The sequence below is a fragment of the Martinezella sp. CNPSo 3795 genome (assembly GCF_057784475.1).
The window spans coordinates 234,404-253,647 of sequence record NZ_JBXSOQ010000004.1; the positions used below are offsets into that span (position 1 = coordinate 234,404).

Consider the following 19,244-nt stretch of genomic DNA (forward strand, 5'->3'; position numbering starts at 1 on the left):
GTAGGCGCCTGTTTCCCGGTTCCAGCGACGTGCTGCCGACCCTCGCTTTTGCTCGAGAGCGGGCATAACGCATGTCGTCTTCGATTTCCCAAGCGGTCTTCGTTCTTGGCGGCGCGCGCTCCGGCAAATCCAGGTTTGCAGAATCGCTGGTGTCGGATACCGGCCTCGAATGTCACTATGTGGCGACAGGGCGGGCGTGGGATGACGAGATGCGCGAGCGCATCGCCAAGCATCGTGCCGATCGCGGCGATCTATGGCAGACGCATGAGGAGCCTATGGATCTCGTCGGGCAGCTTGCCGCTATCGACGCGGAGGGGCGGGCGGTGCTTATCGACTGCCTGACGCTCTGGGTGACCAATCTGATGATGGCCGAGCGGGATATGGCGGCAGAATTTGCCGCTCTCACTGCATTTCTGCCGACTGCGCGATCAAGGCTCGTTCTCGTCTCCAACGAGGTGGGCTTGGGAATCGTACCAGAAAATCGCATGGCGCGCGAATTTCGCGATCATGCCGGCCGCCTGCACCAGATGGTCGCGGCGGCGAGTGCCGAAGTTTATTTTATCGCAGCGGGCTTGCCGCTGAAAATGAAGGGCTGATCCATATGAACCAGGAAAAGATTCCCGCCACCGTCATCACTGGCTTCCTGGGAGCCGGCAAGACGACGATGATCCGCAACCTCCTGCAGAATGCCGGCGGCAAGAAGATCGCGCTGATCATCAACGAGTTCGGCGACCTCGGCGTTGATGGCGACGTGCTGAAGGGCTGCGGTGCGGAGAACTGCACGGAAGATGACATCATCGAGCTGACCAATGGCTGCATCTGCTGCACCGTCGCCGACGACTTCATCCCGACGATGACGAAGCTTCTGGAGCGCGATGCGCGCCCGGATCATATCGTCATCGAAACATCAGGCCTTGCCCTGCCGCAGCCGCTGGTTGCCGCCTTCAACTGGCCTGACATTCGCACCCATGTCACCGTCGACGGCGTCATCACGGTGGTCGACAGCGCGGCTGTTGCCGCCGGCCGTTTCGCCGACGATCACGACGCCGTAGAGGCTGCTCGCGTCGAGGACGACTCGCTTGATCACGAAAGCCCGATCGAGGAACTGTTCGAGGATCAGCTGACCTGCGCCGATCTGATCGTGCTCAACAAGACCGATCTGATCGACACTGATGGTCTCGGCCGCGTCCGCGCCGAAGTAGCCTCGCGCACCGCCCGCAAGCCGACAATCATCGAGGCCAAGAACGGCGATGTGCCCGCCACTGTCCTGCTCGGCCTCGGGATCGGCACGGAAGACGATATCGTCAACCGCAAATCTCACCACGAGTTGGAGCACGAGGATGGCACGCCGCATGACCACGACGAGTTCGACAGCTTCGTCGTCGAACTCGGCCCGATTGCCGATCCGGCCGCCTTCGTCGATGCGCTGAAGGGCGTGATTGCGGAGCATGATGTGCTGCGCCTCAAGGGCTTCGTCGATGTCCCCGGCAAGCCCATGCGCCTGCAGCTTCAGGCCGTCGGCAGCCGCATCGACACCTATTTCGATCGCGCCTGGACGCCGGGTGAAGCCCGCGCGACCCGGCTTGTCGTGATCGGCCTGCACGAGATGGACGAGACGATCGTTCGCAAGGCGATCGAAGCATTGGTCTAAGGGACGTCCATGCACCTCCTTCTAGCCCAAAAGGGAACCATCAGCGACGGAGAGGAGGCGATCGACCTTGGGCAGTCGCCCGGCGATATCCTCTTTCTGTCGGCCGCCGATACCGAGCTTGCGGCGATTGCCGCAGCCCACGGAGAGGGCGGCCGTTCCCTTCGGCTTGCAAGCCTGATGAGCCTCAAGCATCCGATGTCCGTCGATACCTATATTGACAGAACGGCGCGGTATGCGAAGCTCATCATCGTGCGGGCGCTCGGAGGAGCAAGCTACTTCCACTATGCGCTGGAAGCGCTGCATGCCTGTGCAGCGCGCCAGGGTGCCTTGATCGCGGTGCTGCCGGGAGATTCGAAACCCGATCCCGGGCTAACGCCATTTTCCAACGTCGCACTCGATGATCTCAATGCGCTCTGGTCCTATCTGATCGAGGGCGGCGAGGCGAATTCGCGGGCGTTTCTCGCCTATGCCGAGGCGATGCTCTCAGGCGCCGAGAAGCCGATGCCCGCCGTACCCTTGATGAAGGCCGGGATCTGGTGGCCAGGGCGGGGCGTGATCGGCGTCGAGGAGTGGAGGAGAGTCTCCAAAGCGGAGATGGTGATCCCTGCAGGATTCGAACCTCCGACCGTCGCGATTTCCTTCTATCGGGCGTTGGTTCAGAGCGGTGAAACCAGACCTGTCGAAGCCATGATAGAGGCGCTTATCGCTGAGGGCATGCGGCCGTTGCCGGTCTTTGCCTATAGCCTCAAGGACGCCGTGTCGGTCGGTATTCTCGAAAGTGTCTTTACCGAGCTGAAACCGGGCGTGGTCATCAATGCCACGGGCTTTGCCGTTTCGGCACCCGGTGCAGATCGTCAGGCGACGGTGCTGGAAACGGGCGATGCCGTCGTTCTGCAAGCCATCTTCTCGGCGTCGCCGAAGGAGGCGTGGGAGGAATCTTCGCAGGGGCTTTCGGCGCGCGATCTCGGCATGAACGTGGCGCTCCCCGAGGTCGACGGGCGCGTTCTCGCCCGCGCCGTGTCCTTCAAGGCTGCGGCCCGCTATGATGAAAGGGTCGAGGCCAATATCGTTGCCAGCGAGCCACTTCAGGATCGCATGCGCTATACGGCGCGGCTTGCGGCCAATTGGGCGCGGCTGCGCAATACGCCGCCCGGCGATCGCCGTGTTGCGCTTGTCATGGCGAACTATCCCAATCGCGATGGTCGCCTGGGCAATGGCGTCGGGCTCGATACGCCGGCCGGCACGATCGAAGTGCTGAAGGCGATGCGGGCGGCCGGTTACGGCGTTGCCGATCTGCCTGCCGATGGCGACGCGCTGATGCGGCACCTAGCGGAAGGGCCGACAAATTCGGGGCATGACGGCCGCATGGTCCGCGAGAGGCTTTCCTTCAGCGATTACGAGGATTTCTTCTCGTCGCTTCCTAAACAGATTCAGGATGAGATTACGGCGCGCTGGGGCGGGCCGGCGGCGGATCCTTACGCGATTGGTGACGGCTTTGCTCTGCCGTTCGCCCGCTTCGGCGACGTGCTTATCGGTATCCAGCCGGCGCGCGGCTACAATATCGATCCGAAGGAGAGCTACCATTCTCCCGATCTCGTGCCGCCGCACGGCTATCTTGCCTTCTATGCCTTCCTGCGCCGCTCTTTCGATGCGCATGCGGTCATTCACATGGGCAAGCACGGCAATCTCGAATGGCTGCCGGGCAAGGCGTTGGCGCTGTCGGAAAATTGCTATCCGGAAGCAATCCTCGGACCACTGCCGAACCTCTATCCCTTCATCGTCAACGATCCCGGCGAGGGCACGCAGGCCAAGCGCCGCACGAGCGCCGTCATCATCGATCACCTGACGCCGCCGCTGACGCGTGCCGAAAGCTATGGCCCGCTGAAGGATCTGGAAGCGCTGGTCGACGAATATTACGAGGCTTCCGGCGGCGATCCCCGCCGCATCCGTCTGCTGCGTAAACAGATCCTCGATCTCGTCGCCGATATCGGGCTAGATCAGGATGCCGGCATCGCCAAGGGCGAGGGCGAAGACGAGGCCTTGCGCAAGCTCGATGCCTATCTCTGCGACCTCAAGGAAATGCAGATCCGCGATGGGTTGCACATTTTCGGCGTCTCGCCCGCTGGGCGGTTGTTGACGGATTTGACGGTGGCGCTGGCAAGGGTGCCGCGCGGGCTGGGCGAGGGTGGCGATCAGAGTCTGCAGCGGGCGATTGCTCGAGATGCGTTCGTGGGTGCAGAGCATAGGGAGGGTGCGGCACCCCCCTCTGTCGCTTTCGCGACATCTCCCCCACAAGGGGGGAGATCGGTGGTCCGCGGAGCTTCCTCGGATCAAACCAAGATCGAATCCGCTGATGTTGTCGATAAAGGGGCAGGAGAGACGGGCGGCATACTCCCACCAATCTCCCCCCTTGTGGGGGAGATGTCAGCGAAGCTGACAGAGGGGGGTATCCCTCCGAACAAGCCATTCGACCCCTTGGATTGCGACATGGCCGCCGAATGGACCGGCTCGCGTCCCACAATCCTCCAAGATGTCTCGGGTGCCTCCTGGCGTACCCAAGGCGATACCGTCGAACGCATCGAACTCCTGGCCGCAAAGCTCGTGAATGGCGAAACGGCCTGCCCGGAGAACTGGCCCAACACTCGCATGGTTCTCGGCGAGATTGGCTCGAAGCTCCAGCCTTCCATCCTCGCTTGCGGCGACGCGGAAATCGCAGCTCTGCTCAAAGGCCTCGACGGTCGTTTCGTACCTCCCGGCCCATCCGGCGCACCGACCCGTGGCCGGCCGGATGTTCTGCCGACGGGGCGCAATTTCTATTCGGTCGACAGCCGTGCGGTTCCGACGCCGGCTGCCTACGAGCTCGGCAGGAAATCGGCCGAATTGCTCATCCGCCGCTATGTTCAGGATCATGGCGAATGGCCCGTTTCCTTCGGCATGACAGCCTGGGGCACATCGAACATGCGCACGGGTGGCGACGATATCGCGCAGGCGCTGGCGTTGATTGGTGTCAAGCCGGTCTGGGACATGACCTCACGCCGCGTCACCGGCTATGAGATCATCCCGCCTGCCATGCTCCGGCGGCCGCGAGTCGATGTCACACTGCGCATCTCCGGCTTTTTCCGTGATGCGTTTCCCGAGCAGATCGCCTTGTTCGATAGGGCAGTCCGCGCGGTCGGCATGCTCGATGAGGATGCAACGGATAATCCGATTGCGGCGCGTATGCGCGGCGAGATCGCGCGGCTTGAGGTCGCCGGGTTGGACACCGCGTCTGCCAGTCGTCGTGCGGGCTATCGCATCTTCGGGTCGAAACCCGGCGCTTATGGAGCTGGTCTGCAGGCGCTGATCGATGAGAAAGGCTGGGAGCGGCGCGCGGATCTGGCGGAGGCCTATCTCGTCTGGGGCAGCTATGCCTATGGCGCCGGCGAGGAGGGCAGGGCGGAGCGGGGCGTCTTCGAAGAGCGTTTGCGTTCGATCCAGGCGGTCGTGCAGAACCAGGACAATCGCGAGCACGATCTGCTCGACAGCGACGATTATTATCAGTTCGAGGGCGGCATGGCAGCCGCGGCCGAGCAGCTTGGCGGCGCGCGTCCCTCGATCTATCATAACGACCATTCGAGGCCGGAAAAGCCTGTAATCCGCTCGCTTGAAGAGGAGATCGGTCGGGTGGTGCGCGGGCGCGTCGTCAACTCCAAGTGGATCGAGGGCATCATGCGCCATGGCTACAAGGGCGCCTTCGAAATTGCGGCAACGGTAGATTATCTCTTTGCCTTCGCAGCGACGACCGGTGCGGTCCGCAATCATCATTTCGAGGCCGTCTATCAGGCCTTCGTTATCGATCAGCGCGTGCGTGATTTCATGGCAGAGAAGAATCCGGCTGCACTCAGGGAGATGCGAGAACGTCTGCTCGAGGCGATCGATCGCCAGCTTTGGACACCGAGAAGCAATTCGGCGCGGTTCGATTTGGAAAGCCTGAAGGAGGGCCGGGAGGCGGCGGTATGAGTACGGTCGGCGAGCTTCTGACTGCCTTTCGGGATTATCTGCAATCGCGCAGTGATCCAGTGCTACGGCATTTCATTGAAGGCTTCGACTGGTCGATGAAGAAGCGCTTGCTCGTGCCGCAGGACTTGCCCGTCGTCGATTATCTTCGAAAACATGATCGGTCTCGCGATGGGGCCGAAGGCGTGCTGCTTGGCAGGCTCTTTCAAGCCGCGGACGAACTGCATTGGGCACAGACCTACAGCATCACCGATTTCGGCGCGGATTTCCTCGAGAGATACGGCTGGGTCGAGCTTTTTGGCACGCGCGGGCATTTCACAAACAAAGAAATGGCCGGCGGTTTTCTCTTGCTTGGTCCCGGCGTGCACTATCCGGATCATCATCACGAGGCGGAGGAAATCTATATTCCTCTGACCGACGGCTCGCTGTGGAGCAAGGATGCCCAACTGTTCCTGCCGCGCTGGTCGGGTGAGATCATCCATCACCCCTCGAATATCCGCCACGCGATGCGCACGGAAGATCAGCCGCTTGTCGCGCTCTACATCTGGCGTGGCGGGCCGCTGGCACAGAAATCGATAATATCAGGGAGAATGCAATGAGCGACGAATTGGCCGAAACCGGTGCGGGCGTGCCGAAGAACGACGATGCCCGTCACGCCGACAAGATGGCCAAGAAGAAGGCCGCGCGCGACAAAATCATGGCGACCAAGACCGACGAGAAGGGCTTGATCATTGTCCATACAGGTAAGGGCAAGGGAAAATCCTCCTCCGCCTTCGGTATGATCTTCCGCCACATCGCCCATGGAAAGCCGAGCGCGGTGGTGCAGTTCATCAAGGGCGCCATGTGGACCGGCGAGCGCGACCTGATCGAAAAGCATTTCTCCGACCTCTGCCAGTTCCATACGATGGGTGAAGGCTTTACCTGGGAGACGCAGGATCGCGCCCGCGACGTTGCGGCGGCCACGGCTGCCTGGGAAAAGGCCAAGGAACTGATCCGCGATGAGCGCAACTCCATGGTGCTGCTGGATGAGATCAATATCGCGCTTCGTTACGATTACCTCGACATCAACGAGGTGCTGGAGTTCCTCAAGAACGAAAAGCCTTACATGACCCATGTCGTCTTGACGGGCCGCAACGCCAAGGAAGAGCTGATCGAGATTGCCGATCTCGTGACCGAGATGGAATTGATCAAGCATCCTTTCCGCTCGGGTATCAAAGGGCAGCCGGGCGTCGAGTTCTGATCGCGGGCGGCTGTCAACCGCCCGGCAGCATCGTCTTCAGTTTTTCCGCCGTCTGCGGGTTTGCGGGAAAGAAGGATTCGATCGCCAGCTCCGACAGGGTGACATCGACAGGCGTTCCGAAGACGGTCGTTGTGGACAGAAACGAGAGATGTCCCGTATCGGTGACAAGCTCCAGCGGCACGACAATGCCGGCGAAATCCCGTTCCGGAGCCGTCGATTTTGGCGCAGCCGGTGCGGGATAGGTGGATAATTCCGCCAGCAGTTTTGTCAACACGGGATCGCCGGTTGCCGATATCTGCTGGCGCAGGCGCTCCAGCAGATGCGCACGCCATTCGGAGAGATTGGCGATCCGAGGCGCCAGGCCATGCGGATGTAGGCTCAGCCGCAGGACATTGATCGGCCCTTCGGTCAGCGAGGTATCCGTTACGCCGGCAAGCAATGGTGCCACGGCGGCATTGGCAGCGATCAGCGTCCAATGCCGGTCGACGGCCAGAGCTGGGAAGGGCTCGTGCCCCTTCAGCAGCATGTCGATGGCATGGCGTGCCGGAGCAAGCGCGGGGTCGTCCAGTTTGCGCTCCGGAAAGACCGGCGCAAATCCAGCCGCCAGGAGCATCGGATTGCGTTCGCGCAAGGGAACGCCGAGCCGTTCGGCGAGATGCATCAGCATCTCGCGGCTTGGGAGCGCCCGCCCGCTCTCGATGAAGCTCAGATGCCGTTGCGATATATCGGCTTCAAGGGCGAACTCGAGCTGGCTCAGGTGGCGGCGCTGCCGCCATTCGCGCAGGTGGTCGCCGAGAGAGCGGGCCGGGTTCATCATGCGGCGGCCGGCAGCTGGTCGATGAAGCCGTGAACGGACTTCAGCTGTTCGCCTTCTAGAATTGCGAAATCCGTGCCCTTGATCAGCGGCTCGGCATCGGCCGGGCCGAAACCCCACGAGAAGCGGAGATGGTCGCCGTAGCGATCACCGTTCGTGAGGAGGGTGAAGCGAAAGCCCGGGAAGCGCTCGTGCGCCGCCGTAACCAGCGCGTGAATCTCTTCGCGATTGCGCGCGCGCATCATCGGGTCGACATAGCTGCAGTCTTCCGTCCATACCTCGGCGATGAGCGCATGCCGGCGGTCGGTATCGGCCTCATTCCAGATGGCGATATAGCGGTCTGCGATGGTGTTCGCATCAGTCATCGGTCAACTCCTTTGGATCGCCTGAACCGTTCAGGCAGAGCGATCATCGGCGCGTACCGAAGCACTATCAATTACGTCGGAGGTAATCAAAGGTGCGTTTCTTACAGTCCCAGCCAGATCCTGACGGGATGGGTGGGATCCGCCAGCAGCTTGATCGCAAAGGCTATGCAGACGATCACGAGCAGCGGCTTGATCAGTTTCGCACCGATGCGCATGGCGAGTCGCGAACCAAGCTGGGCGCCGAGGAATTGGCCGAGCCCCATCGTCAGACCGACTTTCCAGAGGATGGCGCCGGAGGAGATGAAGACGATCAGGCCACCGAGATTGGAGCCGAAATTGAGCAGCTTCGTATGCGCCGTCGCCTTCAAGAGGCCGAAGCCGGCGAGAGTCACGAAGGCGAGCATCAGGAACGAGCCGGTTCCAGGGCCGAAGGCGCCGTCATAGAAGCCGATCAGCGGCACGAACGTTACGCCGAAGAGTCCGGCGCTCATGCGCCGATGCTTTTCGATATCGCCGAGATTGGGTTTCAGGGCGAAATAGAACGCAATTGCGATCAGCAGGAAGGGCAGGATGATGCGCAGAACCTGGCTCGGCATGATGGTCGCCAGCAATGCACCGAGCATGCCTCCGATCACAGCCATCGCCGCCATCGGAAGCTGTTCGCGAAGTTGCACGTGTCCTTGCCGGGCATAGGCGATCGTTGCGGAGGCTGCGCCGCAGATGGACTGCACCTTGTTGGTGCCGAGGGTCTGCAGCGGCGGAATACCGGCCAGCAGCATGGCAGGCACGGTAATCAGCCCACCGCCGCCGGCGATCGAATCGACGAAACCAGCGAAGAACGCGGCGGCAAAGAGCAAAAGCAGCAGTTGAAATGTGATGTCTGGCAAGGTGGGGAACTCTGAGGCGGGAATTAAACGGCCTTCTGGCACTTCGATCGCCGCAAGGCAATTGCTATCAGGGCATATCAGGCGAAATTGACGCGTCGAAACGTGCCCGCTACAGCTGTCATCTCGGTCGATGCTGTTGGGAGCGACTATGACGATCTACGCCAATTCCACCCGCCGCTATCTTCTGGGTCTTGGCTGCGAGCGCGGCACGGACTGGAATGAGGTGCGGATGCTTGCGGAAAGAGCCTTTCAGGAGGCTGGGATCGTAAGCGAGCAGGTTCTGGCCGTCGTGTCGATCGACACGCGCATGGATGAACCGGCGATCCTGGAGACCGCCACGCATTTTCGCCTCCCGGCGCGCTTCTTCAAGGCAGCTGCACTGGAGCGGGAGACACCCAGGCTGAAGAACCCGTCCGAGATTGTTTTTGCGCATGTCGGTTGCCACGGTGTTGCCGAGGCTGCTGCGCTTGCGGCCGCCGGCTCGGATTCGGAGCTGGTGCTGCCCAAGATCAAGTCCAGCTTCGCCACGGCAGCGATCGCCAGGATCGCTTGAAGAGCGAATTCGCCACGCAAATCTCACAAATGCTCCATAGGGACATCGTCATGGCATTCCGCCACCGGCGGTTCTCGTGTATGCCGATGGGTCAAGCATGATCCGCGACGGGAGGAAATTTCCGGAAGATCAAGCTTATTCAGTATGTTGATAAGGAAAAATCATGCAAAAGGTCATTTATGATACGGATCCGGGCGTTGACGACGCCATGGCGCTTCTCTTCCTGCATCGTCACCCGAATATCGACCTTCTTGGCGTGACGACGGTTTTCGGCAATGCTTCGGTCGACACGACGACCCGCAACGCGCTGTTCCTGAAGCGCGAGTGGAATATTCCGTGCCCGGTTGCGCGCGGCGCCAGCGTCACTTTCGATCCTTCGCGGCATGAGCGGCCATGGCCGACAATGGTTCACGGTCATAACGGTCTCGGCGACATCGACGTGCCTGACACGATCGATCTGCCGACCGATCCCCGGCCAGCCTATCAGTTTATCATCGACACGGTTCGCGCGCATCCGGGGGAGGTTACCCTAGTTGCCGTCGGCCGCATGACCAATCTGGCTCTGGCGCTGAAGCATGATCCAGATATCGCCAAGCTCGTGAAAGGTGTCGTCATCATGGGCGGCAATTTTTACGTACCAGGCAATGTCTCTCCGGTCGCGGAGGCCAATATTCACGGCGATCCGGAAGCGGCCGATTTCGTCATGACAGCAGCCTGGAAAGTCGTCGTGGTCGGTCTGGACGTGACCTCGGTGACGACCATGAGCCGCGGCTATCTGGCAGACATGGCCAAGGCAGGCGGCCCTTCGGTGCAGCTTTTAGCCGACCTCTCGCAGTCCTACATCGATTTCTACAAGCATGCGGTCGAAGACGGCATGATGGTCCATGATAGCTGCGCTTGCGTCTACGTCGTGGCACCAGAGCTGTTCGACACGATCGAGGGATCGATCCGCGTCGTCTGCGGCGGTATTGCCGACGGCCAGACGATTATCAAGCAGGACGGCCGCCGCTTCCCGCCCGGCGATTGGGACAATCTGCCGAGCCAGATCGCCTGCACCGGCATCCGCTCGCAGCAGGTTCTCGACCTGATCCGCGACGTGATTCTGGGCAAGGTGAAGCATTAAACCCCGTGAAGGGGGGCATGGCGCCCCCTTCACAATTCGCTGAAGACCATTCTCCAGTTCTATTAAGAGCCTATCTGAGTGTCCGGATATATCGAGTCCGGGACGCAGTGATCGATCGACGTGTTTTCCGTGTCCTGTCGCCGTTGGAAAAGCTCATAGCGTGCTGTCGCTCATGTCGAAGAGATGCATGACGTAATGTCCGCAATGGGAGCGATGTCGAACGGAGATCGCCTTATCCCGTTCTCAACATTGCAATTTCGCCCATCCGGGCATAGGACACATGGGATGAACGATACCGCCTTTTCCAATCTGCCGGCCCTGGAGCCGGGGTCCGTCTGGCTCGTCGGTGCCGGGCCGGGCGATCCGGGGCTTTTGACCCTGCTGGCCGCCAAGGGATTGGCCGAGGCGGATGTCATTGTGCACGATGCGCTTGTCAATGAAGATTGCTTTAAACTCGCCCGCTCTGGCGCGGTGCTGGAATATGCCGGCAAGCGCGGCGGCAAGCCTTCCGCCAAGCAGCGGGATATCTCGCTGCGCCTGGTGGAACTGGCGCGGGCCGGCAAGCGCGTTCTGCGTTTGAAGGGCGGCGATCCCTTCGTTTTCGGGCGCGGCGGCGAGGAAGCGCTGACGCTTGTCCAGCACGGCATTCCCTTCCGCATCGTGCCCGGCATCACGGCTGGGATCGGTGGTCTGGCCTATGCCGGCATTCCCGTTACCCATCGCGACGTCAACCATGCCGTCACCTTCCTGACTGGTCATGACTCCTCCGGCGTCGTACCGGACGCGATCGATTGGGACGCGATCGGCAAGGGATCGCCCGTTATCGTCATGTATATGGCGATGAAGCACATTGCCCAGATCAGCGCGAATCTTATTGCCGCCGGCCGATCGGCGGACGAACCTGTTGCCTTCGTCTGCAATGCCGCGACATCCTCGCAGCACGTTTTGGAGACGACGCTCGGGCGCGCGCCCGACGATGTCGAAGCCTCGGGCCTCGAGCCGCCCGCCATAGTCGTCGTCGGCGAGGTGGTGAAATTGCGGCCGTCGCTCGATTGGCTGGGCGCGCTTTCCGGCCGCATATTGCTGCCAGCAACTGAAAGCCCGGGGGAAAGCGGACGCAAGGTGTCAGCATGAGCGGGCTTCTGATCGCGGCACCCTCATCAGGCTCCGGCAAGACCACATTCACGCTCGGTCTGCTGCGGGCACTGCGAAACAGGGATGTTGCGGTCGCGTCCGGCAAGGCCGGGCCGGATTATATCGATCCTGCCTTTCACGCAGCAGCGCTCGGATCCTCCTGTCTCAACTTCGATCCCTGGGCCATGCGCGCCGAACTGATTTCCGCCAATGCCGCGCTTCATCGTGCCGGCGGACGGATGCTCGTGATCGAGGGGATGATGGGCCTGTTCGACGGTGCTGCCGATGGCACTGGAACTCCGGCCGATCTTGCCGCCCTGCTTGGCCTTTCCGTCGTGCTCGTCGTCGACTGCTCGCGTATGTCGCAATCGGTTGCAGCGGTCGTCAGCGGCTTTGCTAATTTCCGGGCCGATATCCGCATTGCCGGCGTCGTGCTCAATCGCGTCGCCAGCGACAGGCATGAGAAAATGCTGCGCCAGGCGTTGGACGCAGTGCGCATGCCTGTTGTCGCCGTTATCCGCAGTGATACCAGCCTGGCATTGCCGGAGAGGCATCTCGGTCTTGTGCAGGCGGGAGAGCACGGTGCACTCGAGCAGTTTATCGAGGCGGCTGCCGAGGTCGTCTCGAAAGCCTGCGATTTCGATCTGCTCTTGCGCGCAGCACACCAGCATCTCGTTCGCACGTCAGCGGCCAATATCGCGCGGCTTATGCCGTTCGGCCAGCGCATTGCCGTGGCGCGGGATATTGCCTTCGCCTTCTGCTACGAACATATGCTGCTTGGCTGGAAGCGGCGCGGCGCCGAAATCTCCTTCTTCTCCCCACTTGCGGACGAGGCGCCGTCGGTCGATGCCGACGCCGTCTATCTGCCGGGCGGCTATCCGGAATTACACGCCGGAAAGCTTGCCGCTGCCCAGCGGTTCCAAGAGGGCGTAAAGACTGCCGCGGCGCGCGGGGTGCGCATCTATGGCGAGTGCGGCGGCTATATGGTGCTCGGTGAGGGGCTTGTCGATGCGGCAGGTGCGCGCCATGAAATGCTAGGCCTCTTGCCCGTTGTTACCAGCTACGAGAAACGACAGCGCCATCTTGGCTATCGGCGTGTGGTGCCGCTTGCCGGCTCCTTCTTCGACAAGCCGATGACGGCGCACGAGTTTCATTATTCGACCATCGTATCGGAAGGTGAGGCGGACCGTCTGTTTGCCGTGAGGGATGCGCTCAATAACGATCTTGGTGCCGCTGGCTTGCAGCGTGGCAATGTTGCCGGCTCCTACATGCATTTGATCGATCTCGCCGGTGACGCCGCATGACCAGCAGGATTGTCCATGGAGGCGGCATCACGGCTGCGGCACGCCAATATGGCGGGCGTCCGGAGGAATGGCTGGATCTGTCGACCGGCATCAATCCCAATCCGGTGACGCTGCCGGAAATCCCCGTTGCGGCATGGCATAGGCTGCCTGACCAGCATTTGCAGGAGCGGGCGCGGGAAGCGGCGAGGAACTATTACCGGAGCGGCGATATTCTGCCCTTGCCGGTTCCCGGCACGCAGTCCGTCATTCAATTGCTTCCGAGGCTGGTGCCCGGTGGCAGCGCCGCAATCCTCTCGCCGACCTATGGCGAATATGCAAGAGCCTTCACGCTGGCGGGGCTGCAGGTCCGCCAGGTTTCGACGCCTGCCGAACTTACCGCCGACGACAGGCTCGTGGTTGCCGTCAATCCCAACAATCCTGATGGGCGGAGGTTACCCATTGAGCAGTTGCGGGACTTGCACGACAGGTTACGGAGCCAAGGTGGGATCCTTCTTGTCGACGAGGCCTTTGGCGATATGGAGCCGGCAGCGAGCGTGGCGCCCTTTGCCGCCTCGATGCCCAACCTCGTCATCTTCCGTTCGTTCGGAAAGTTTTTCGGACTGGCTGGCCTTCGGCTTGGGTTCGTGATTGCTGAGGCCGCGATCCTAACCCGTTTCGAGGATTGGCTCGGTCCATGGGCGGTTTCCGGACCGGCTCTCTCGATTGCCGCGTCGCTCATGGAAGGCGACACAAGCGCCATCCGAAACCGCATTCTTCAACGACATTCGGCGCTGCAGACGGTTCTTCGCCGCTCGAGGCTGCATATTGCGGGAGGCACGGCCCTGTTTGCACTGGTTGCGGACGACCGCGCCGAGGGCATATATACGCATCTCTGCCGTCATCATATTCTGGTCCGCAAGTTCGATTACGCCCGCAATTGGCTGCGCGTCGGGCTCGCTCCAGATGAAGAAGCGGATCAAAGACTCGCCGGGGTATTAGAGGATTATTCGACATGACCGCCGACGAACATTTGCTCATTCTGGTCCTGGCCTTGTTGCTTGACCGCCTCGTCGGCGATCCCGACTGGTTGTGGCAGCGCTTTCCGCATCCGGTCGTGCTGTTCGGCAAGGCGATTTCATCCTTCGACCAGCGGTTCAATGCAAAACATTTGCCGGGCGTCCTTCGCCGCCGCAACGGACTGATGTCGATCGTCGCGCTGCTCATGGGCGCCGTTATCGCCGGCTGGGCCATTCATGGATTTCTCGCCTTCTTCGGCTGGCTCGGTATCCTGGTCGAGGCGGGGCTTGTGGCGGTTTTCATGGCGCAGAAGAGCCTGGCCGATCATGTCGAGCAAGTTTCGCGGGCATTGCGTGCCGATGGTCTGGAAGGCGGGCGTCTCGCCGTGTCGCGCATCGTCGGCCGGGATCCCGAGACGCTGGATGAGCCGGGTATCTGCCGTGCCGCCATCGAAAGCCTTGCCGAGAATTTTTCCGACGGTGTCGTCGCACCGGCGCTGTGGTACGGCGTTTTCGGCCTGCCGGGCCTCTTCTTCTACAAGATGCTCAACACTGCCGATTCGATGATCGGCCATAAATCCGAGACCTATGTCGATTTTGGCCGCGCTGCCGCGCGCCTCGACGATATCGCCAATTGGCCGGCGGCAAGACTCTCCATCCTGTTGATTGCTGCCGGCGCTCTGATCAAACGTGGCATCTCCGCGCTTGGAAATGCGATCCGCATCGCCGTCCGCGATGGCGGGCTGCATCGTTCACCCAACTCCGGCCGGCCCGAGGCGGCTATGGCCGGCGCGCTCGATATCCAGCTCGCAGGTCCGCGAATCTATGGCGGTGAGCTCGTGCGCGAGCCGATGATCAACGGCTCCGGCCGCGACACTGCTACGGTCAACGACATCGAAGCCGGCATTTCCATATTCTATTCCGCCTGCACGATGCTGACGCTTCTCGCTTTCCTGGGTTTTCTGCTGCTCTTGTGAGCGTTCCGAAATTAAGCAATCGCTCACTATATGTATTAATTTGGTATAATCAGCATAGCGATAGACTCTCCCATCGTCTGAATTGCTTCATAAGGAAGCAAACAGTCGGAGGGGCAAGATGAGGCGTATCGCGTTCGCAGTAACGGCATGCCTGTGCATGCAATTCCACACCGTTTCGGCCCATGCCGGGACTGTTCTTGCAGTGGTCGATCTTCGATCGCAAACAATGACCGTTTCGGAGGATGGAGCTCTGAAGTATCGCTGGCGAGTGTCGACGGCGCGCAGGGGGTATGTGACGCCGACCGGCTCCTACACGGCCAAATGGCTGTCCAGGGATCACCGCTCGAAAAAATATGACGATGCGCCGATGCCTTACGCCGTGTTCTTCAACGGCGGCTATGCCATTCACGGCACCTATGAGGTGCGGCGGCTCGGCCGGCCGGCGTCGCATGGCTGCGTGCGGCTCGATACCCGCAATGCCGCCACTTTCTTTGCGATGACATCGGATGCCGGGCTCCACAACACCCGCATCGTGATCAGCGAGTGATCTTTCGCCAACAAGCGCTTTGTCATGCGGTTCGGCCGCAATGCTGCCGCATCTCGCGTCCATGTCGCGCGTGATTTCACAGGTATGACGCGGCAGTCATTTTGCTGTTTGCGCAACACTGTCTTGCCAAATTGCCGGGGTTTCTGGTGGAAACCATTGGCTTTTGGAATGGATTTCCCTATGAGGGGGATGAATTATTATTTCAAGAGGTATGGGCAGTGACTGCTACATTTGACAAAGTTGCCGACATCATCGCTGAAACCAGCGAAATCGACCGTGACACCATCACCCCGGATAGCCACACGATCGACGACCTCGGCATCGACAGCCTGGACTTCCTGGATATCGTTTTCGCGATCGACAAGGAATTCGGCATCAAGATCCCGCTCGAGCAATGGACGCAGGAAGTCAACGAAGGCAAGGTCTCGACCGAAGAATACTTCGTCCTGAAGAATCTCTGTGCCAAGATCGATGAGTTGCGCGCTGCCAAGGGCTGAGCGACATCCTTGCATTTTTTGACGCCCAGCCGCCTTTGAATATGGCGGCCGGGCGGTTTCATTCTTAAATAGCGTATCCCGCCCGGCGCGTCCTGCATTGCCGGGTTGGATCGGAGGCGTTGATGCTGCTGGAATATTTCCAGATGATCGACAGGGTCGAGTCCGTCGATCTGTCCAAGGGCCAGTTGAAGGCTCATTCCGTCGTTCCGGCGAAAAGCCCTGTTTTCGAAGGCCATTTCCCGGGCATGCCCCTGGTGCCTGGCGTTCTTCTTATCGAGACGATGGCGCAGGCCTCGGGCATGCTGGTGCTTGCTGCGACGAATTTTGCCTACATGCCGTTCCTGATGTCGGTCGATGGCGCGAAGATGCGAACCTTCGTCGAGCCGGAAGCTGAACTCGATATCGAAGCAGATTTGGAACACGAGGGTTCGGGCTTCGCCGTCACCAAGGCGCGTATTACCATTGCCGGAAAGAAGGTTTGCGATGCGCAGTTGAAGCTGCGCACCATGCCGTTTAATGAGGTGCCGCTCGGCGATATCGTGCGCAAGCGGGCAGGCGAGGTCGGGCTTCTCGACGCCATCGCCGCCAACGGTTGATGCTGCCGACTTGTTCGGCGCCGCATTCGAAGAGGATTGATGAATGAGCAAGGCTCAGAATGATGTGGTGATCACAGGTATCGGCATCGTTACCTGCCAGGGCGTTGGCAAGGACGCGCATGTCGCCTTGCTGACCGCGGACAAGGCGCCGGCGACCATCGTCGAAACCGAGAAGTTCAAGCCCTATCCCGTGCATCCACTGCCCGAAATAGACTGGTCGCAACAGATCCCGAAGCGTGGTGATCAGCGCCAGATGGAAAACTGGCAGCGCATCGGCGTGTTCACCGCCGGTTTGGCGCTCGACGATGCCGGCTTCAAGGATGATCTGGAAGCCTGCGGCACCATGGACATGATCGTGGCGGCCGGCGGCGGCGAGCGCGACATCAATGTCGATACGCTGATTGTCAATGAGGGCCTGAAGCGCAACGACCGCGAGCTGCTGCTGAACGAGAAGCTGACGACCGAATTGCGGCCGACGCTGTTCCTGGCGCAGCTTTCGAACCTGCTCGCCGGCAACATCTCGATCGTGCATAAGGTCACGGGCTCGTCGCGCACTTTCATGGGCGAAGAGGCCTCCGGCATTTCGGCAGTGGAGACCGCGTTCCACCGCATCAAGTCCGGTGAATCGAGCCATGCTCTCGTAGGCGGCGCATTTTCCGCCGAGCGGCTCGACATGATCCTGCTGATCGAATCGATCAACGCGCATGCCACTGGTGACTGGCATCCCATCTGGTCGCGCAAGCCAGAAGACGGCGGCGGCATGATCATGGGTTCGCTCAGCGCCTTCCTCGTTCTTGAATCGCGTGCGCATGCCGAAGGTCGCGGCGCCCGTATCTATGCGACCATCGATGCCGTCGAGGGCGATCGCGGCCGGCGCGACGAGGGCAAGTTCGAGACGCGACTGGAGCGCATGCTCGCGCCAGCCAAGCAGACGTCCGGCGATGCGACCGTCGTCTTTTCCGGCACGACAGCGATCCCCGATCTTGCCCAGCGAGAAAAGGCAGTGCTCGATGCCCAGCTTCCGGGCTCGGCCATTCGCGCCTATTCCGGTGTTTCTGGCCATGGGCTGGAAAGCCAATTTCCGCTCGGGCTCGCCTTCGCGGCATTGGCCGTCGCCAACCAGGCCAAGGTGCCGCCGTTTGATGCTGCGCATGAAAAGCCGATGACGGCGGGTGCCCGCAAGGCTGTGGTCACGACCGTCGGCCATGTGCGCGGCGAAGGCATTGCCGTATTGTCAGCTGAAGCGTGAGGAGCAGGATATGACCGCTTACAAGGATCATCTCGGACGCCCGATCGTTGCCGTTACCGGCATGGGGATCATCACGTCGCTGGGGCAGGGCCTGCAGGACAATTGGAATGCATTGTCGTCTGGCACTTCCGGCATTCACGGCATTACCCGCTTCCCGACGGACGGCCTTTCGACGCGCATTGCCGGCACCGTGGATTTCATCGATATTCCGGCTCCGAACGCTGTCGAGCGCTCCTATGCTTTCGCCCGCGAAACAACCATTGAAGCTCTGGCTCAAGCCGGGATTTCTGGCGATTTCGACGCGCCGCTGTTCCTGGCTGCGCCGCCGATCGAACCCGAATGGAGCGCCCGTTTCGAACTGGCCGACCGCTCTCCTCCGGCAGATCATGAGGGCGATGCATATGAACGCTTTCTCGCCGCCATGCGCCAGCGTCCCGATCCGGCCTTCCATGAAGCGGCTCTCTTCGGCGCCATTTCCGAGCGCCTTGCCGACCGCTTCGGTACGCGCGGCTTGCCGGTAACGCTGTCGACGGCCTGTGCATCGGGCGTGACGGCAATACAGCTCGGTATTGAGGCGATCCGTCAGGGACGCACCACGCGAGCACTGACTGTTGCTACCGACGGTTCGCTTAGCGCCGAGGCGCTGATCCGCTTCTCGCTGTTGTCAGCGCTGTCGACTCAGAACGATCCGCCGACCAAGGCTTCCAAGCCCTTCAGCAAGGATCGTGACGGCTTCGTCATCGCAGAAGGCGCTGCGACACTGGTGCTGGAATCGCTGGAGGCAGCGGTCGCGCGCGGCGCCAAGATCCTCGGCATCATGAAGGGTGCGGGCGACAAGGCCGATTCCTTCCATCGCACTCGGTCGTCACCGGATGGCGGCCCGGCGATCGCGACGATCCGCGCGGCACTGGCCGATGCCGGCATGGCCGAGACCGATATCGGCTATATCAATGCGCACGGCACCTCGACGCCGGAAAACGACAAGATGGAATATGGCGCGATGTCGGCCGTCTTCGGCGAGCGGCTTCCGACCATTCCGGTTTCCTCGAACAAGTCGATGATCGGCCATACGCTGACGGCTGCGGGTGCGGTCGAAGCGGTGTTCTCGCTGCAGACGATGCTGACCGGCACGCTGCCGCCGACCATCAACTACAACAATCCCGATCCGTCGATCATCCTCGACGTGGTGCCGAACAAGAAGCGTGAAAAGCAGGTAAGTGCCGTTCTTTCGAACTCTTTCGGGTTCGGCGGCCAGAATGCCAGCCTTGTCATGGCGCTTGAACCGGCTTAATCGGACTTCTGAAAAACAGGATACA

The 19,244-nt window shown here is 61.0% G+C and carries 19 protein-coding genes; 16 read left to right on the plus strand and 3 right to left on the minus strand.

Going from position 1 to position 19,244, the window contains the following annotated elements; genetic code table 11:
- Positions 1 to 71: 71 nt before the first annotated feature.
- The 5 genes from cobU to cobO are packed head-to-tail and all read left to right on the plus strand — an operon-like array spanning position 72 to position 6,887.
- A complete protein-coding gene (gene cobU / locus AC13QY_RS14495) occupies positions 72 to 596 on the plus strand; it encodes a bifunctional adenosylcobinamide kinase/adenosylcobinamide-phosphate guanylyltransferase (RefSeq protein WP_113354552.1) in 525 nt (174 codons plus the stop codon).
- Between the two features lie 5 nt (positions 597 to 601).
- Entirely contained in the window at positions 602 to 1,651 is a 1,050-nt protein-coding gene (gene cobW / locus AC13QY_RS14500; RefSeq protein WP_113354627.1) for a cobalamin biosynthesis protein CobW, read from the plus strand.
- Positions 1,652 to 1,660: 9 nt separating this feature from the next.
- Entirely contained in the window at positions 1,661 to 5,650 is a 3,990-nt protein-coding gene (gene cobN, locus AC13QY_RS14505) for a cobaltochelatase subunit CobN (RefSeq protein WP_488493618.1), read from the plus strand.
- Positions 5,647 to 6,246 (plus strand): dimethylsulfonioproprionate lyase family protein, encoded by a 600-nt coding sequence (locus AC13QY_RS14510; RefSeq protein ID WP_113333028.1) that lies wholly within the window; start codon positions 5,647 to 5,649, stop codon positions 6,244 to 6,246. The genes cobN and AC13QY_RS14510 overlap by 4 nt, the downstream gene beginning before the upstream one ends.
- A complete protein-coding gene (gene cobO / locus AC13QY_RS14515) occupies positions 6,243 to 6,887 on the plus strand; it encodes a cob(I)yrinic acid a,c-diamide adenosyltransferase (protein ID WP_113333029.1) in 645 nt (214 codons plus the stop codon). The genes AC13QY_RS14510 and cobO overlap by 4 nt, the downstream gene beginning before the upstream one ends.
- Before the next feature lie 13 nt (positions 6,888 to 6,900).
- Here cobO and AC13QY_RS14520 read toward each other — a convergent pair whose 3' ends face one another.
- The 3 genes from AC13QY_RS14520 to AC13QY_RS14530 all read right to left on the minus strand — a co-directional run bounded on the left by AC13QY_RS14520 (position 6,901) and on the right by AC13QY_RS14530 (position 8,953).
- Positions 6,901 to 7,704 carry a helix-turn-helix domain-containing protein gene (locus tag AC13QY_RS14520; protein WP_488493619.1) on the minus strand — a complete coding sequence of 268 codons (804 nt, stop codon included), beginning with the start codon at positions 7,702 to 7,704 and terminating at the stop codon, positions 6,901 to 6,903.
- Positions 7,701 to 8,066 (minus strand): nuclear transport factor 2 family protein, encoded by a 366-nt coding sequence (locus AC13QY_RS14525; RefSeq protein WP_488493620.1) that lies wholly within the window; start codon positions 8,064 to 8,066, stop codon positions 7,701 to 7,703. The genes AC13QY_RS14520 and AC13QY_RS14525 overlap by 4 nt, the downstream gene beginning before the upstream one ends.
- Before the next feature lie 101 nt (positions 8,067 to 8,167).
- A complete protein-coding gene (locus AC13QY_RS14530; protein ID WP_488493621.1) occupies positions 8,168 to 8,953 on the minus strand; it encodes a TSUP family transporter in 786 nt (261 codons plus the stop codon).
- A gap of 148 nt (positions 8,954 to 9,101) precedes the next feature.
- Between AC13QY_RS14530 and AC13QY_RS14535 the strand changes: the two genes are divergently transcribed.
- The 11 genes from AC13QY_RS14535 (at position 9,102) to AC13QY_RS14585 (ending at position 19,219) form a co-directional block, all read left to right on the plus strand.
- Complete coding sequence (locus AC13QY_RS14535) at positions 9,102 to 9,506, plus strand: cobalamin biosynthesis protein (protein WP_152092713.1); 405 nt, start codon at positions 9,102 to 9,104, stop codon at positions 9,504 to 9,506.
- A gap of 163 nt (positions 9,507 to 9,669) precedes the next feature.
- Positions 9,670 to 10,629: a nucleoside hydrolase gene (locus tag AC13QY_RS14540; RefSeq protein WP_113333034.1), complete on the plus strand. Its 960-nt coding sequence runs from the start codon at positions 9,670 to 9,672 to the stop codon at positions 10,627 to 10,629.
- Between the two features lie 285 nt (positions 10,630 to 10,914).
- Positions 10,915 to 11,763 (plus strand): uroporphyrinogen-III C-methyltransferase, encoded by an 849-nt coding sequence (gene cobA / locus AC13QY_RS14545; RefSeq protein ID WP_152092714.1) that lies wholly within the window; start codon positions 10,915 to 10,917, stop codon positions 11,761 to 11,763.
- Complete coding sequence (locus tag AC13QY_RS14550) at positions 11,760 to 13,067, plus strand: cobyrinic acid a,c-diamide synthase CobB (protein WP_152092715.1); 1,308 nt, start codon at positions 11,760 to 11,762, stop codon at positions 13,065 to 13,067. The genes cobA and AC13QY_RS14550 overlap by 4 nt, the downstream gene beginning before the upstream one ends.
- Positions 13,064 to 14,062 (plus strand): threonine-phosphate decarboxylase CobD, encoded by a 999-nt coding sequence (gene cobD, locus AC13QY_RS14555; protein ID WP_113354561.1) that lies wholly within the window; start codon positions 13,064 to 13,066, stop codon positions 14,060 to 14,062. Before AC13QY_RS14550 ends, cobD begins: the two co-directional genes overlap by 4 nt.
- Entirely contained in the window at positions 14,059 to 15,039 is a 981-nt protein-coding gene (gene cbiB, locus AC13QY_RS14560) for an adenosylcobinamide-phosphate synthase CbiB (protein WP_113333038.1), read from the plus strand. The genes cobD and cbiB overlap by 4 nt, the downstream gene beginning before the upstream one ends.
- A gap of 118 nt (positions 15,040 to 15,157) precedes the next feature.
- Positions 15,158 to 15,586 carry a L,D-transpeptidase gene (locus AC13QY_RS14565; protein ID WP_069613140.1) on the plus strand — a complete coding sequence of 143 codons (429 nt, stop codon included), beginning with the start codon at positions 15,158 to 15,160 and terminating at the stop codon, positions 15,584 to 15,586.
- Between the two features lie 218 nt (positions 15,587 to 15,804).
- The gene (locus tag AC13QY_RS14570; RefSeq protein WP_069613139.1) at positions 15,805 to 16,083 is read left to right on the plus strand and encodes an acyl carrier protein; all 279 of its coding nucleotides are present in this window, start codon (positions 15,805 to 15,807) and stop codon (positions 16,081 to 16,083) included.
- A 122-nt stretch (positions 16,084 to 16,205) separates the two neighbouring features.
- Positions 16,206 to 16,679, plus strand: a complete 474-nt coding sequence (locus tag AC13QY_RS14575) for a 3-hydroxyacyl-ACP dehydratase FabZ family protein (RefSeq protein WP_095435134.1) — start codon at positions 16,206 to 16,208, stop codon at positions 16,677 to 16,679.
- 43 nt (positions 16,680 to 16,722) lie between these two features.
- Positions 16,723 to 17,928: a beta-ketoacyl-ACP synthase gene (locus AC13QY_RS14580; protein ID WP_113354562.1), complete on the plus strand. Its 1,206-nt coding sequence runs from the start codon at positions 16,723 to 16,725 to the stop codon at positions 17,926 to 17,928.
- A gap of 10 nt (positions 17,929 to 17,938) precedes the next feature.
- Entirely contained in the window at positions 17,939 to 19,219 is a 1,281-nt protein-coding gene (locus tag AC13QY_RS14585; RefSeq protein WP_113333042.1) for a beta-ketoacyl-ACP synthase, read from the plus strand.
- Positions 19,220 to 19,244 lie beyond the last annotated feature (25 nt).

Bases quoted from the DNA above. Each gene is read 5' to 3' on its own strand.
- AC13QY_RS14520 (WP_488493619.1), bottom strand. From the start codon at position 7,704: ATGATGAACCCGGCCCGCTCTCTCGGCGACCACCTGCGCGAATGGCGG.
- AC13QY_RS14565 (WP_069613140.1), top strand. From the start codon at position 15,158: ATGAGGCGTATCGCGTTCGCAGTAACGGCATGCCTGTGCATGCAATTC.
- AC13QY_RS14540 (WP_113333034.1), top strand. From the start codon at position 9,670: ATGCAAAAGGTCATTTATGATACGGATCCGGGCGTTGACGACGCCATG.
- cbiB (WP_113333038.1), top strand. From the start codon at position 14,059: ATGACCGCCGACGAACATTTGCTCATTCTGGTCCTGGCCTTGTTGCTT.
- AC13QY_RS14585 (WP_113333042.1), top strand. From the start codon at position 17,939: ATGACCGCTTACAAGGATCATCTCGGACGCCCGATCGTTGCCGTTACC.
- cobU (WP_113354552.1), top strand. From the start codon at position 72: ATGTCGTCTTCGATTTCCCAAGCGGTCTTCGTTCTTGGCGGCGCGCGC.
- AC13QY_RS14550 (WP_152092715.1), top strand. From the start codon at position 11,760: ATGAGCGGGCTTCTGATCGCGGCACCCTCATCAGGCTCCGGCAAGACC.
- cobA (WP_152092714.1), top strand. From the start codon at position 10,915: ATGAACGATACCGCCTTTTCCAATCTGCCGGCCCTGGAGCCGGGGTCC.
- cobD (WP_113354561.1), top strand. From the start codon at position 13,064: ATGACCAGCAGGATTGTCCATGGAGGCGGCATCACGGCTGCGGCACGC.
- AC13QY_RS14525 (WP_488493620.1), bottom strand. From the start codon at position 8,066: ATGACTGATGCGAACACCATCGCAGACCGCTATATCGCCATCTGGAAT.
- AC13QY_RS14575 (WP_095435134.1), top strand. From the start codon at position 16,206: ATGCTGCTGGAATATTTCCAGATGATCGACAGGGTCGAGTCCGTCGAT.
- AC13QY_RS14510 (WP_113333028.1), top strand. From the start codon at position 5,647: ATGAGTACGGTCGGCGAGCTTCTGACTGCCTTTCGGGATTATCTGCAA.
- cobW (WP_113354627.1), top strand. From the start codon at position 602: ATGAACCAGGAAAAGATTCCCGCCACCGTCATCACTGGCTTCCTGGGA.
- AC13QY_RS14535 (WP_152092713.1), top strand. From the start codon at position 9,102: ATGACGATCTACGCCAATTCCACCCGCCGCTATCTTCTGGGTCTTGGC.
- AC13QY_RS14580 (WP_113354562.1), top strand. From the start codon at position 16,723: ATGAGCAAGGCTCAGAATGATGTGGTGATCACAGGTATCGGCATCGTT.
- cobN (WP_488493618.1), top strand. From the start codon at position 1,661: ATGCACCTCCTTCTAGCCCAAAAGGGAACCATCAGCGACGGAGAGGAG.
- cobO (WP_113333029.1), top strand. From the start codon at position 6,243: ATGAGCGACGAATTGGCCGAAACCGGTGCGGGCGTGCCGAAGAACGAC.